Consider the following 13,563-nt stretch of genomic DNA (forward strand, 5'->3'; position numbering starts at 1 on the left):
GGAAAATGCCCCGCATCTTTCGATGCGGAGCATTTTCTTAAATCTGAAAGGAGTTGGCTAGGTTTTCACACAGTCTGGGTAGGAGCGAACTTGTTCGCGAGGCGGCAGCACTGACTCACCGCATCAAGCCCTTTCGCCAACAAGTTGCCTCCTACCTGAAATATGGACGTCGGTAGACAGCATCAAGGCAGAAAAACGCTGGCTGTCGTTTGTGCAGAAGAAGCAACAACTGAACGCCTATCCCGGTAGGAGCGAACTTGTTCGCGAGGCGGCAGCACTGACTCACCGCATCAAACCCTCTCGCCAACAAGTTGCCTCCTACCTGACACGGCGGTGGGGCTGGATACCGTGCCAGAAGCCTCAACGCAGGACATGCCGTCTACCCGCCTCATTACGCAATAAAGCACTTTGGCGCAGGGCATTTCAGCGGCTTCCGTTGGCGACATATGGGTACATTGGAAATTGCACGGTCCCGCAGAGCGACCGGAACAGCAACACACTCGCTTTCAGCATCTGCCCCCACTTTTCGGGAGTCGTTCATATGCCAACACTCAAGCAGAGCGCCTTCCAGCGCTTCAGCCAGATCCAGTGACGGGAGACAAACATGTCCAATGCTTATCTCGCCAAGTCCCTGCCCGAATCCGACAACCACAAACAGCAACCGCCGCTGACCAATAGCGACGCCCTTGCCCGCGAAGAGCGCAAGGAAAACACCTCGATGATGTTGCTGCTCACCCCGGCGCTGTTCATGGTGGTGGTTTTGCTGATCCTGCCGATGTGCTGGCTGGCATTTCAGTCGGTGCAGACCGAAGAAGGCTTCTCCCTGGCCAACTATGTCCGCATTTTCGAAGAGCGAATCTATTGGGACACCTTTGTCCTGACTTTCAAGATCAGCCTCATCGTCACCGTGCTGTCGATTTTCCTCGGCTTCCCCATCGCCTATGCCGCGTCGCGCCTCCATGGTTTCTGGGCGAACCTGATTCTGATCTGCGTGATTATCCCGTTCTGGACCAGCGTGCTGGTGCGCTCCTACGCCTGGCTGGTCCTGCTGCAACGCCGTGGGCTGGTCAACCAGACGTTGATCGACATGGGCATCATCGATCAACCGCTGAACCTGATGCACAACACCACGGGCACGGTAATCGGCACCCTGCACGTCATGCTGCCGTTCATGGTTCTACCGCTGTATTCGGTAATGAAAAAAATTCCGCAGGACCTGATGCAAGCCTCGGAAAGCCTGGGGGCCAAGCCCTTTTACACCTTCCGCCGGGTGTTCTTGCCGATGGCTGCTCCCGGAATCATGGCAGGGTCAATTCTGGTCTTTGTCATCTGCCTGGGCTTCTTTATCACCCCTGAACTGCTCGGTGGTGGCCGCACAATCCTGGTATCGATGCTGGTCCAGCGCAACGTTGAGCTTTATCACGCCTGGGGCGCCGCGAGTGCGGTCGGTCTGGTGCTGTTGTTGGTGGTGTTCCTGATTTTCTGGGGTATCAACAAGTTCATCCCTATCGAACGCATTCTGGGAGCGCGCTAAATGAAACTGGTTGCCTATCTGCGTCAGGTCCGCGTCTCCCATTTGCTTTTCACGGTGTTGGTAGCCGCCATCCTGCTCTACCTGATCCTGCCGGTTCTGATCGTGGTGCCGATGTCGTTCTCGGAGGCCCGCTTCCTGCAATTCCCGCCCAAGGAGTGGTCGCTGCGCTGGTATGCAGCGTTCTTTGAGAGTGCTGAATGGATGTCGGCGGCACGGGTCAGCCTGATCACCGCGGCCGTCACCACGCTGGTAAGCCTGCCCATCGGTATGGCTGCCGCTTACGCCATCAACAGCTCCAGCCTGAAGGTGGTGCGCACACTGCAAATCATTTTGCTGCTGCCGATGATGGTACCGATCATCCTGATCGCCGCCGGAGTGTTTTTTGTGTACGCCAGGGTAGGCTTGATCAGCACCATGACCGGGCTGATTCTGGCGCACATCATGCTGGCACTGCCCTACGTGATCATCGCCCTGCTGGCCGGATTGCGTAATTTCGACATGTCACAGGAGATGGTCGCCCGCAGCCTGGGCATGAACCGCTTCCGGGCATTCATGGCCGTAACACTGCCGCAAATCAAGCCAAGCCTGGTCTCGGCCACGCTGTTTGCCTTCATCACTTCGCTGGATGAAACCGTGGTGGCGCTGTTCATTTCCGGCGGCGACAACCAGACCCTGACCAAACGGATGTTCACCGCCCTGCGCGATGAAATCGACCCGACGATTGCGGCGATCAGCTCGATCCTGATTCTGGCTTCGCTGTTGTTGGTGGTGATCGCGGGGCGCAATAAACCGAGCTGACAACACCATCTTGTAGGAGCTGCCGAAGGCTGCGAAGGCAATTTGTCTGACACACCGCCTCGCAGCCTTCGGCAGCTCCTACAAGGGTAATGGTGAATTAGCAACATCTGCCGCCAGCAGCGCAAATTCAGCATCTACCACCCGCTCCAGAGGCCATCTCGGCATCGGCCACCGGGCAGACATTCTTAAAATGAGTCCATCGTTCGGACCCTCAAGGCACCCTGATCATGTTGAAAAATACCCTGCGTGACCCTTCCCTTCTCGTTGAGCGCGCCTACGTCAATGGCGAGTGGATCAGTGCCGATGACGGCGCGACGCTGGACGTGACCAACCCCGCCGATGGCAGTGTTATCGCCCGAGTGCCAGCCCTGCAAGCCGCTGAAACCCGCCGTGCCATCGAAGCAGCCGAAGCCAGCTTCGTGTCCTGGCGCGAAGTCCCGGCGGCCGAGCGAGCGCGTTTTCTTGAAGTCTGGTTCAAGCTGATCATGGACAACCAGGAAGACCTGGCGCTGATCATGACCGCCGAGCAAGGCAAGCCCCTCGCTGAGTCACGTGGCGAAATCGCCTATGGCGCCAGCTTCGTCAAATGGTTCGCTGAAGAAGCCCGCCGGATCTACGGCGACACCATTCCTTCACCCGTCGCTGATCGACGGATCATCGTGCTCAAACAACCGATTGGCGTCGTCGCGGCGATCACCCCGTGGAACTTCCCCAACGCGATGATCACCCGCAAATGCGCACCGGCTTTGGCGGCCGGCTGCCCGGTACTGGTCAAGCCTTCGGAGATGACCCCGCTGTCAGCCCTGGCGCTGGCGGTGCTGGCAGAGCGCGCCGGAATCCCGGCCGGCGTGTTCAACGTATTAACCGGATTGCCTGCCGGGGTCGGTGGTGAAATGACCAGCAATCCGGCAGTACGCAAGCTGTCATTCACAGGCTCGACCCGGGTCGGCCAACTGTTGATGAGCCAGTGTGCAAGCACCATCAAACGCCTGAGCCTGGAGCTGGGCGGCAATGCGCCATTTATCGTCTTCGATGATGCGGACCTGGACCTGGCCATTACCGGGGTCATGCAAAGCAAATTCCGCAACGCCGGGCAAACCTGCGTCTGCGCCAACCGGATTCTGGTTCAGGACGGTATTTATGACCGTTTTGCCGAGCGCCTGAGCGCTGCAGTCGCCGAACTGAAAGTCGGTGACGGCCTGGAAACCGGGGTCACGATTGGCCCGCTGATCAATGCCGCCGCCGTCGACAAAGTAGCGCGCCATATCGGCGATGCGCTGGAAAAAGGTGCCAGCGTAGTCATTGGCGGCGCGCCTCAGGGAAATGGCCTTTACGTTCAGCCCACCGTGTTGCGCGATGCCAAAGCCGACATGCTGCTGGCCAGCGAAGAAACGTTCGGCCCGGTTGCGCCGCTGTTCCGCTTCAAGGACGAGGCCGAGGCGTTGGCGCTGGCCAACGCGACGCCGTATGGCCTCGGTGCGTATTACTTCACTCAGGACATGCGTCGTGCCTGGCGCGTAGGTGAGCGACTGGAGTTCGGCATGGTGGGTCTGAATACCGGGATCATTTCCATGGAAGTGGCCCCCTTTGGCGGCATGAAGCAGTCAGGCACCGGCCGTGAAGGCTCGAAGTACGGCCTGGACGAATTCCTCGAAGTGAAGGCCTGGCATATCGGCGGTCTGGACTGACGGCTAGCATTGGACACGGATACCGCCGGGCAGCAGATCCTGTTTTCCCGGCGGCTCAAAACGGCACGAACACGGCCAGCGCCTGTGTTCAGATGGATGCAGACACCCGCTCTGCACAGGAGGACGCTTCATGAATTTCACCGAAGGTTTTGAATCAGTCAGCGTCAATCAGGTTTGCAAGGACTACGGCAGTTTGAAGGCGCTGAACAACGTGAACCTCAAGGTGGAAGCGGGAGAATTCATGTCCCTGCTAGGCCCTTCCGGGTCGGGCAAAACCACATTGCTGAGCATTCTGGGTGGCTTCATCCGGGTCAGCTCTGGCAGCATCCTGTTTGGCGAGCGCGACGTCACACTGATGCCACCGCACAAACGCGAAATCGGTGTGGTCTTTCAGAACTACGCGCTGTTCCCGCACATGACGGTGGGCGAAAACGTTGCTTTCCCTCTGCGCGCCAGAGGTGAGAGCGCCGCCAAAAGCCTCGGCCGCGTGAAACAGGCGCTGGCAACGGTTGAATTGAGCGGCTACGAAAACCGCTCCATCGCAGCGCTTTCCGGCGGCCAGCGACAACGGGTGGCACTGGCCCGGGCGATTGTCTTCGAACCCAAATTGATCCTGATGGACGAACCTCTTTCCGCGCTCGATAAACAACTGCGCGAAACCATGCAGATTGAGCTGCGCGCCCTGCACAAACGCCTCGGCGCAACAATGATTTACGTGACCCACGACCAGCGTGAAGCACTGACCATGAGCGACCGTATCGCGATTATGCGTGGCGGCCAGTTGGTACAAGTCGATACGCCACGTCGCTTGCACGATCATCCGTCCGATGATTTCGTCGCCAGTTTCATTGGCGAAAGCACGCTGATCCCGTTGCAACGCAGTGAAAGCGGTCTGAACCTGGGCGCGACGGCTCTACGTACAACTCGTCCAATCCCGCCGTCGGGGGATGTGTTCCTCGCGTTACAGTCGGAAAAGCTGTTGCTGGACAACGACAGTTCAGGCCCCGAGTGGAATCATCTGCGCGGGCGGGTTTCGGACATCGTGTTCCAGGGCGAAAGCCTCAAGGTATTCGTCGATCTGGAAGGCGGCCCGACCGTCAGCCTGCGTCAACCAAGCCATCACGAAGGCAACCTGAGCCTGCCGCCTATTGGCTCTCCGCTGCTGATGCGTTTACACCCGGAAGACACCATTGTTGTGCCGCGGGCTATGAGTTGAGACATCATCTTCGTCAATGAACTGTGCAGACTGTGTGGGAGCGAATTCATTCGCGAAAGCGGCATTCCAGCAGATAAATGTCTGCCGAATGTACCATCCTCTTCGCGAATGAATTCGCTCCCACAGGGGGTTGAGCTTCACGCAGGATCCCCGGCAACACCCCACAGTGAAATATGTCGCAACCTCCCCCTAAAACAGTCGATCACAGCACTGGTCCGGGCAACTTCAGTGCTTGTGGTTCCGACCAGTGCTTATCCTGATCACATCACCTGCCACCCCGGCGATCACGGAGATTGAGATGAATTCTGCACTGACTGAAACCCAACGGTTGCTCGCACTGCGTGAGCAACACATCCCGCGCGGCATCATCACGGCTCACCCGGTTGTAGCGGCACGCGCCGAAGGGGCGCAGCTGTGGGATGTGGACGGCAAGCGCTATCTGGATTTCGTCGGTGGCATCGGCGTACTCAACGTTGGCCATAACCACCCTAAGGTTGTCGATGCGGTACGGCGTCAGGTCGGTGAAATTTCTCATGCCAGTTTTCAGGTCGCGGCCTACGAAAGCTACATCGAAGTCGCCGCGCGCCTGAATACGCTGATTGGCGGCGAAGAGCACTACAAAAGCATCCTGTTTACCTCCGGTGCCGAAGCGGTGGAAAACGCGATCAAGATCGCTCGCAGCCACACCAATCGCACCGCGGTGATTTCCTTTCGGGGCGGCTTCCATGGCCGGACCCTGCTCGGTGTGACCCTGACCGGCATGAGCCAGCCCTACAAACAGAATTTCGGCCCCTTCCCGGCCGAGATCTACCACGCCACCTACCCAAACCCTTATCGCGGGATCAGCAGCGACGACGCGCTGGCCGAGCTGGATGAACTCTTCGCCACCGATGTCGCACCTGACCGGGTTGCGGCAATCCTCATCGAGCCTGTTCAGGGCGATGGTGGTTTCATTGCGGCCTCCAGCGAATTTCTCCAGGCCTTGCGGGCACGCTGCACTCAACACGGCATCGTGCTGATCCTCGATGAAATCCAGACCGGCTTTGGGCGTACCGGCACAATGTTCGGCTTCCAGCACTCGGGCATCAAACCTGATCTGGTGACTGTTGCGAAAAGCCTGGCGGGCGGTATGCCGCTATCCGGTGTGGTCGGCCGGGCCGAGATCATGGATGCCCCGACACCGGGTGGCCTGGGCGGCACCTATGGCGGCAACGCGGTGGCTTGTGCTGCGGCACTGGCAGTACTGGACCTTTTCAAAGAGCAGGATCTGCTGGCCAAGGGCGCGAAACTCTCCACCCAGTTGCATGAAGGTTTACTGGCCTTGCAAGCGCGTTACCCGCGTATCGGTGATGTAAGAGGCCTGGGCTTCATGCTGGCCATTGAAATGGTGGCAGCCGACGACAAGCAAAGCCCGGACGCTGCGCTGGCGCAAAAGGTCATCGATGGCGCGCGCAACGCCGGCCTGCTGGTCATCAAGTGCGGCGTACACCGTAACGTGGTGCGATTCCTCGCGCCGCTGGTGACAACCCCGGAACAAGTGGCCGAAGCTTTGCAGATGCTCGATACCGCACTGGCTGCGGCCTGCTGAGGCACGCGCGGCAAGACCTGGCCCGGCCTGTTCATGCAGCGCAGGGCCCGGGTTCGGAACACGGGTGCGGAACATGATGGAACCGACAGCTGTTACTCAGGAGCGAATCATGAAAGTCACCCAGTACAAGGCATTGGGTTTTTCCTTTGGAACACTGGTTGATCGAGAACGGGGCATTCTTGAGGGGCTTCGACCGCTGGCAGTGCAAGGCAATCCGGCGATCAGTGACGAACAATTGCTCAGCGCCTACCGACAGACCGCCGACTTGCTGATCAGCAGTGGACCAGCAAGCAGCCCGAGCGCTTTTCACGGCCAGTTGTACCAACGTCTGGCTCACCAATTGCATACCATTCCTGACTGGGATCAGAGTGTTGCTTTCAGTAGCTCCTCTGACCACTGGCCCATATTCGAAGATGTTCCAGGTGCCTTGCAGTACCTGAGCAAGTTCTACCGTTTGATACTGATTGCCCCACCTCACGGCATCAACGTGAGCTCGCTGACCAGCCGGTTGCCGGTGACGTTCGATGCCGTCATCGAGCCCGTTGATACCGACTGGCACACGAGCCTGGACGCCGCGTTACTCCAGCTGGAACTGGAGCGATCAGAATTGTTACCGGTGCGCAGTACCGAGGTGGACGACCCGTGGAGCGAGCGGGTGGATTTCCCGGTATGTACGTTGCGACGGGGTCATAGCCAGCCGTGGAATCACTCACCGCAGGCACTGGATGGCAAGCGCTGTGAATACGCCAGCCTGGCAGACCTCGTCCACGCGCATCAAAAAGCACTGCACGCCTGAGGTGAGCAGTCTGGATTTTGAAATGGCGAGGACTGAACCATGGACGCTGCAACGAAGCTCGATCGTATCGACATCAACATCCTGGTCCAATTGCAGAAAGACGGGCGAATGACCAACGTCAGCCTCGCCGAAGCCGTCGGTCTGTCCCCCAGTCCTTGTTTGCAGCGGGTCAAACGTCTTGAGTCGGCCGGTTACATCAGCGGCTATGAGGCCCACGTCAATCTCGCCAAGTTCGCCAACTCGGTCACTGTGTTTACCGAAGTCACCCTCTCCGACCACAAACGTGGCGACTTCGTGAAATTCGAATCCAGCATCCGCAACATCGACGAAGTGCTGGAATGTCATTTGATCAGCGGCGGCTACGATTATCTGGTGCGCTTCCTGTGCAGCAGCATCCAGCACTACCAGGAATTGATGGAATCGATCCTCGACAAGAACATCGGGATCGAGAAGTACTTCAGCTACATCGTGATCAAATCACCGGTGGTGAAAAGCACCGTGCCGCTGCGGAGTCTGGTCAGGGCGGTTTGACACACAAGACTCGGTGACTCCTGGCAAACAAAATTGCACCATCCGATCTGGAATGCTTTTTCTGTAGGAGCTGCCGAAGGCTGCGAAGCATTCAATCTGATGCACCGCCATTGCAGCCTTCGGCAGCTCCTACAGATCCAATGTTTGAGGCAGATAGCCTGGTGCAATGATCACCGGCCGATAACATCAAGGAATTGCTGCCATCCTGCCGCCAGGCGTACGCCGGGAGCGCGGAACGCATGCATGGGAATGGGTTTGAATTTATCACCGCACAGCAAACCCAGGTCGACCTTCTCTCCGGACGTCATTTTCGCCAACTGCCCGCCCATGTACGTCGACATGGCGACCCCGCCGCCGTTGTAACCAATCGAGTAGAAGCTACGTTCATCCAGTTGCCCGGCATGAGGCAGATAGTCCAGCGTCATGGCAACCAGGCCGGACCAGCGAAAATCAACCTGGTAATCACGCAGTATCGGAAATACCTCACCCATGCTGCGCTGCAAGGTACGGAAGGCGCTCTCGGAATCGTTCTTGCCAAACGCCCCCCGCCCCCCAAAAATCAGCCGGTCGCCGACAACCCTGAACCAGCGCAACATGCGCTTGGTATCACCGCACACCTGACCGCCCGGCATGATCTGCGCCAGTACATCAGCGGGAAGCTTTTGAGTCGCGATGATCGCACTGCGAAACGGAATCAAGCGTCGATGCAGGGTGTCAGTGACCCGGGTCTGGTCGGAATAACCATTGGTGGCGTAGATCACCTGGCGGGCGCTGATTCGCCCTTGCGGAGTCATGACGATAACGCGGCCGGCCTCATGACGCACCTGATTGGCAGGGCTGTTGATGTACAACTTCACGCCGCGATCAATCAAGCTTTGCGCGATGCCACGGGCGTAATTAAGGGGGTGAATGCCGCCTGCTTTGGGTGTCAGCAAGCCGCCGGTAAAAATCGTCGACCCGGTGGCTTCACGAACCTGCTCGGCGCTGATCATCAGCGACGACGAGCCACCGGTTTCCCGCTTGATCCAGTTTGCCGTGGACTCAAGCCCGCCTAACGCATGAACGTTGTGCGCAGCAGCAATGTGACCGCCCATGTTCAGTTGGGCCCCGGAAAGGCCAAGGCTTTCGACCATCTCCACCAGGCTGTCCACTGCCGCATAACCTGTGCGATACATCTGCAAGGCCGTGTCACGACCAAAACGCTCCATCAGCGTTGGAAAGCCTACCCGAAACTTGGGCGAAACTACCCCGCCGTTACGCCCACTGGCGCCCCAGGCGAGGGTATTGGCCTCGACAATCAACGGTTCGCGACCGCCAAGCGCAATGTGATGCGCCGCAGCCAAACCGGTGTAACCGGCACCGACGATCACCACGTCGCACTGGCGATCGCCTTCAAGGGATTGCAGCGCGGGACAAGGCTGGGCAGTGGCCGCCCACAGGCTCTGAACAGTCATGGCGAACATCCAGCTAAAAAGAGAAAAGGCGCTCGCAGCAAGGCCAGAGCGCCACAGTCGTCACCCAGCGTCAGTCAGCCCAGTTCTTTCTCAACCGCGTCCGCCAATTGCACCAGCGAAGTGAAGTGGTAATGCGGTTCCACGCGATCAGACTCAAGCGTGCCCCCGGTGCCTTTTTGCGCGAAACGGCGTTCGATCCAGCAGGTTTGATAGCCCAGACGCATGGCTACGCCGATGTCGTGGTATTGACTCTGCGCGACGTGCAGGATGTTTTCGAACAGGATGCCTTGAGTCGCCAGCACGCCTCGGGTGTAGGCAAAAAACTGTGGATCAGGCTTTTCAAAGCGTACGTCGTCAACAGTCACCCGCACATCAAACGGTTCCTCCAGCGTTTTGGCCATGAAATCCAGCGCCCAGATCTGCGAGTTGGTGGTCGCGACCAGTTTGAAATGCTTGCGCAGACGCTTCAGCGCTTCAATCGAATCGGGGAACGCCGGGAAGTTCTTCACGGCAAGGCTCAGGCCTTTGGCGTATTCGTCGCTGTCCGGCAGCCCCAGTTTCGAGGCGATGACGTGGTAGCAGCGCTCCAGGTCGTCCGGCCACCAGCCTGAATCGGTCTGTGCACGAGCTTCGCGATAGGCTTTGAGAATATCGTCATCGCTGTGGGCTTTACCCGCTTCGCCCGCCACCTCACGAACATGAGCGAGAATGCCTGCTTCAAAATCAATGAGGGTGCCGACGACATCGAACGTCAGGGCTTTGAACTGCTTGAATGACATAGGGCGCTCCGCAAGATATTCATGGGGGTAGAGCAAGCTGGTTGACCCATTATCAGCCTGCTTCCCTCATGAAATATTCCGTTTTTCACGGACCTTGAAGCATAACCTACGGTTTTTCCACGTTGTGCGGCACACCTGATCTCAACGACCCGAGTGGAGAAGTGCCGACAGCCCCAAATGAGGGTAAAGCGCGTCCACTTTTGCGACGTCGGCACGCATCTCTTCGATGATCCAGTCACGAACACTTTCGACCACCGGGCGCACCGGACGATTCGCTGGAGTCACCAGACAACACCGACGCTGTGTGACATGAACCTGTTCGGCGGCGGGCACCAACTCGCCTTTGACCAGGCTGTTCGAGACGACGGTTAACCAGCCCAGCGCCATCCCCTGCCCCAACAAGGCAGCCTGCACGACCACCGCATAGTCAGAAAAAATCAGGGCATTTTCCACGCGCCCGGACGAGCCAAATTCCAGTGTCCAGTCCCGATCCTGATTGTCCATGCAGATCATTGTAGGCGGCTGTTTTTTGCCTGCATCCTGCAAGACCTGCTGGAAATACTGGGGGTTGCAGACGGGCAAGGTTATTTCCGGAACAACCAGTGTATCCGTGGCTTTCAGGCTGCCTGAATCGATGTAGCGCATGCCCAGATCGACATCCACCAATGGCCCGCCGATTCGGCCAGACATCAGCTGATATCGCATGTCGACACTGGGAAATCGCTGACTGAAGCGGCTCATGCGCGGCATCAACCAGTGGGTCGTGAACGCCGTTGAAACGGACAATGTGACGGTTTCGATGCCCGTTGCGCGGGATTCAATTTCGCTGATCGCCGACTCGATGGTGCTGAACCCCTCCTGCACCCGTCGGTACAAAATACTGCCGCTCTCGGTGAGTCGTGCACCGCCTCGCGTGCGCTCAAAAAGCTGCACACCGAGATGCTCCTCAAGACGGGACAGCATTCGACTGACCGCGGGCTGGCTGACGCACAGTTCATCCGCCGCCCGGGTGAAGCTGCCACACCGCGCAGCCGCTTCGAAGACGAACAGAGAACTTGAACTGGGAAGCTTTCGACGAAGATTAGACATGACCTGAGCTTATGCCTGAAGCAACTATTAGTAAATTGCCGGATGCAGAAATTGATGCTTATTCTTGCGAGCGACCGAGTGTGTGTTTTGCAACGATCAAGATCCTCACTCGCCCTTTTCTGCTCTTCCCGACGAGGCCCGCCTGATTATGGAAAACGCTCTGAAGTTTTATATCGATGGTGGTTGGGTAGCACCCGCCGGGGACTCGCAGCTGGCAGTCATCAATCCGGCCACTGAACAGCCCTTCAGCCAGATAGCCATGGGCAATCAGGCCGACGTGGACGCAGCAGTCTCGGCAGCACGACGTGCGTTTCCGGCATTTGCCCGCACGACGCCCAACGAGAGAAGAGTTCTGATCGAGCAGATACTCGACGTGTTCATGCAGCGCTACGACGAGATTGCCGAGGCGATCATGGCCGAAGTCGGTGCACCCAAGGCACTGGCGTACGATTGGCAGGCGGGTATCGGCAAGCGTCATCTGCAACAACTACTGCGCACGCTGGATACGTTCGCGTTTCAGAAAACCAATGGTAATACGCTGATCAATCTGGAGCCGGTGGGGGTCGTTGCACTGATTACACCCTGGAACTGGCCCATCAATCAGATCGTCTGCAAGGTCGCGCCAGCACTCGCGGCCGGTTGCACGATGATCCTCAAACCCAGCGAAATCGCCCCACTCAATGCCGTGCTGTTCGCTGAAGTCATGCACGAAGCGGGTGTGCCCGCCGGGGTGTTCAATCTGATCAATGGCGACGGGCCAACCGTGGGTGCTGCTCTGGCAGCGCACCCTGAAGTGGACATGGTTTCATTCACCGGCTCGACGCGGGCCGGGGTGGAAGTCGCGCGTCTGGCGGCGCCTGGCGTGAAACGTGTGCATCAGGAACTGGGCGGCAAATCGGCGAATATCCTGCTGGACGATGTCGATCTGGAGAAAGCCGTGACCTCTGGGGTCAATGGCTGCTTCGGAAACAGCGGACAGTCCTGCAATGCGCCGACCCGCATGCTGGTGCCTGTTTCATTGCATGATCGAGCGGTGGAAATCGCCCGGCGTGCGGCTCTCGCCCATCAGGTTGGCGATCCCGCCAATCCGCAATCGACGATGGGACCGGTGATCAGCGACCGGCAATTCCAGGCCATCCAGCGAATGATCGCCATCGGCATCGACGAAGGTGCGCAGCTGGTCTGCGGTGGCCTCGGCCGACCCGAAGGCCTGGAGCGTGGCTACTACGTCAAGCCGACAGTGTTCGCCGGAGTGACGCCGGACATGACCATTGCCAGGGAGGAAATCTTCGGCCCGGTGCTGGTGATTCAAGCCTATGACGATGATGAGCACGCGGTTGCGCTGGCCAATGACAGCGTGTTCGGTCTGGCCGGTTACGTGCAGTCCTCCAACCTGCAGCGGGCCAGGGAGATTGCTTTGCTGCTACGGGTCGGCGGTGTCTACATCAACCATCCCGACTGGAATCCAGGAGCGCCGTTTGGCGGTTACAAACAATCGGGTAATGGCCGGGAATATGCCGAGTGGGGACTGGAGGCGTTTCTGGAGACCAAGGCGATTGTGGGCTTTTACCCTTGATGGACCCACCATCGCCCGCCGGCTCAAATTCCGGTAGGAGCGAATTCATTCGCGAAAGGGCCGGGACATACGCAGCCAATGTGTTGCCTGAAATACCGCCTTCCCGAATGAATTCGGTCCTACCGGGTTCTGCGTCTTGCCCAGATCAAAGGTAGGAGCGAATTCATTCGCGAAGAGGCCGGTACATCCGCAGCCGATGTGTGCCTTGAAATACCGCCTTCCCGAATGAATTCGATCCTACCGGGTTCTGCGTCTTAACCAGATCAAAGGTAAGAGCGAATTCATTCGCGAAAAGGCCAGTACATCCACAGCCAATGTGTTGCCTGAACCACCGCCTCCCGAATGAATTCGGTCCCACAGGATTCTGCGTCTTGCCCGAGTTACCGGTAGGAGCGAATTCATTCGCGAAGGGGCCGGGACATCCACAGCCTATGTGGTGCCTGAAATACCGCCTCCCGAATGAATTCGGTCCCACAGGATTCTGCGTCTTGCCCGAGTTACCGGTAGGAGCGAA

General features: G+C 58.3%; 11 protein-coding genes. 8 read left to right on the forward strand and 3 right to left on the reverse strand.

The window, feature by feature from the left end; all coding sequences use genetic code 11:
- Nucleotides 1-604: 604 nt before the first annotated feature.
- From RX972_RS15375 to RX972_RS15405, 7 genes are all read left to right on the forward strand, one after another.
- Nucleotides 605-1,534: an ABC transporter permease gene (locus RX972_RS15375; RefSeq protein ID WP_316876677.1), complete on the forward strand. Its 930-nt coding sequence runs from the start codon at nucleotides 605-607 to the stop codon at nucleotides 1,532-1,534.
- Nucleotides 1,535-2,332 (forward strand): ABC transporter permease, encoded by a 798-nt coding sequence (locus RX972_RS15380; RefSeq protein WP_027900150.1) that lies wholly within the window; start codon nucleotides 1,535-1,537, stop codon nucleotides 2,330-2,332.
- Nucleotides 2,333-2,559: 227 nt separating this feature from the next.
- The gene (locus RX972_RS15385; RefSeq protein WP_316876680.1) at nucleotides 2,560-4,020 is read left to right on the forward strand and encodes an NAD-dependent succinate-semialdehyde dehydrogenase; all 1,461 of its coding nucleotides are present in this window, start codon (nucleotides 2,560-2,562) and stop codon (nucleotides 4,018-4,020) included.
- Nucleotides 4,021-4,150: 130 nt separating this feature from the next.
- Nucleotides 4,151-5,236 carry an ABC transporter ATP-binding protein gene (locus RX972_RS15390; protein WP_316876681.1) on the forward strand — a complete coding sequence of 362 codons (1,086 nt, stop codon included), beginning with the start codon at nucleotides 4,151-4,153 and terminating at the stop codon, nucleotides 5,234-5,236.
- 298 nt (nucleotides 5,237-5,534) lie between these two features.
- Nucleotides 5,535-6,824 (forward strand): 4-aminobutyrate--2-oxoglutarate transaminase, encoded by a 1,290-nt coding sequence (gene gabT, locus RX972_RS15395; protein ID WP_027900153.1) that lies wholly within the window; start codon nucleotides 5,535-5,537, stop codon nucleotides 6,822-6,824.
- 109 nt (nucleotides 6,825-6,933) lie between these two features.
- Nucleotides 6,934-7,620 carry a hypothetical protein gene (locus tag RX972_RS15400; RefSeq protein WP_316876683.1) on the forward strand — a complete coding sequence of 229 codons (687 nt, stop codon included), beginning with the start codon at nucleotides 6,934-6,936 and terminating at the stop codon, nucleotides 7,618-7,620.
- A 39-nt stretch (nucleotides 7,621-7,659) separates the two neighbouring features.
- Nucleotides 7,660-8,151, forward strand: coding sequence for an Lrp/AsnC family transcriptional regulator (locus tag RX972_RS15405; RefSeq protein WP_027900155.1), 492 nt, complete (start codon nucleotides 7,660-7,662; stop codon nucleotides 8,149-8,151).
- A 170-nt stretch (nucleotides 8,152-8,321) separates the two neighbouring features.
- Here RX972_RS15405 and RX972_RS15410 read toward each other — a convergent pair whose 3' ends face one another.
- The 3 genes from RX972_RS15410 to RX972_RS15420 all read right to left on the reverse strand — a co-directional run bounded on the left by RX972_RS15410 (nucleotide 8,322) and on the right by RX972_RS15420 (nucleotide 11,473).
- Complete coding sequence (locus RX972_RS15410) at nucleotides 8,322-9,605, reverse strand: FAD-binding oxidoreductase (RefSeq protein ID WP_316876685.1); 1,284 nt, start codon at nucleotides 9,603-9,605, stop codon at nucleotides 8,322-8,324.
- Nucleotides 9,606-9,679: 74 nt separating this feature from the next.
- Nucleotides 9,680-10,384, reverse strand: coding sequence for an HAD-IA family hydrolase (locus RX972_RS15415; protein WP_316876687.1), 705 nt, complete (start codon nucleotides 10,382-10,384; stop codon nucleotides 9,680-9,682).
- A 141-nt stretch (nucleotides 10,385-10,525) separates the two neighbouring features.
- Nucleotides 10,526-11,473 (reverse strand): LysR family transcriptional regulator, encoded by a 948-nt coding sequence (locus RX972_RS15420; protein ID WP_122705321.1) that lies wholly within the window; start codon nucleotides 11,471-11,473, stop codon nucleotides 10,526-10,528.
- A gap of 148 nt (nucleotides 11,474-11,621) precedes the next feature.
- Between RX972_RS15420 and RX972_RS15425 the strand changes: the two genes are divergently transcribed.
- A complete protein-coding gene (locus RX972_RS15425) occupies nucleotides 11,622-13,049 on the forward strand; it encodes an aldehyde dehydrogenase family protein (RefSeq protein ID WP_316876690.1) in 1,428 nt (475 codons plus the stop codon).
- Nucleotides 13,050-13,563: the final 514 nt, after the last annotated feature.

The sequence above is a fragment of the Pseudomonas syringae group sp. J309-1 genome (assembly GCF_032582135.1).
Lineage (GTDB): Bacteria > Pseudomonadota > Gammaproteobacteria > Pseudomonadales > Pseudomonadaceae > Aquipseudomonas > Aquipseudomonas quasicaspiana.

Excerpts from the sequence above, each read along its gene's own strand:
- RX972_RS15375 (WP_316876677.1), top strand. The coding sequence starts at position 605 with ATGTCCAATGCTTATCTCGCCAAGTCCCTGCCCGAATCCGACAACCAC.
- RX972_RS15380 (WP_027900150.1), top strand. The coding sequence starts at position 1,535 with ATGAAACTGGTTGCCTATCTGCGTCAGGTCCGCGTCTCCCATTTGCTT.
- RX972_RS15385 (WP_316876680.1), top strand. The coding sequence starts at position 2,560 with ATGTTGAAAAATACCCTGCGTGACCCTTCCCTTCTCGTTGAGCGCGCC.
- RX972_RS15390 (WP_316876681.1), top strand. The coding sequence starts at position 4,151 with ATGAATTTCACCGAAGGTTTTGAATCAGTCAGCGTCAATCAGGTTTGC.
- gabT (WP_027900153.1), top strand. The coding sequence starts at position 5,535 with ATGAATTCTGCACTGACTGAAACCCAACGGTTGCTCGCACTGCGTGAG.
- RX972_RS15400 (WP_316876683.1), top strand. The coding sequence starts at position 6,934 with ATGAAAGTCACCCAGTACAAGGCATTGGGTTTTTCCTTTGGAACACTG.
- RX972_RS15405 (WP_027900155.1), top strand. The coding sequence starts at position 7,660 with ATGGACGCTGCAACGAAGCTCGATCGTATCGACATCAACATCCTGGTC.
- RX972_RS15410 (WP_316876685.1), bottom strand. The coding sequence starts at position 9,605 with ATGACTGTTCAGAGCCTGTGGGCGGCCACTGCCCAGCCTTGTCCCGCG.
- RX972_RS15415 (WP_316876687.1), bottom strand. The coding sequence starts at position 10,384 with ATGTCATTCAAGCAGTTCAAAGCCCTGACGTTCGATGTCGTCGGCACC.
- RX972_RS15420 (WP_122705321.1), bottom strand. The coding sequence starts at position 11,473 with ATGTCTAATCTTCGTCGAAAGCTTCCCAGTTCAAGTTCTCTGTTCGTC.
- RX972_RS15425 (WP_316876690.1), top strand. The coding sequence starts at position 11,622 with ATGGAAAACGCTCTGAAGTTTTATATCGATGGTGGTTGGGTAGCACCC.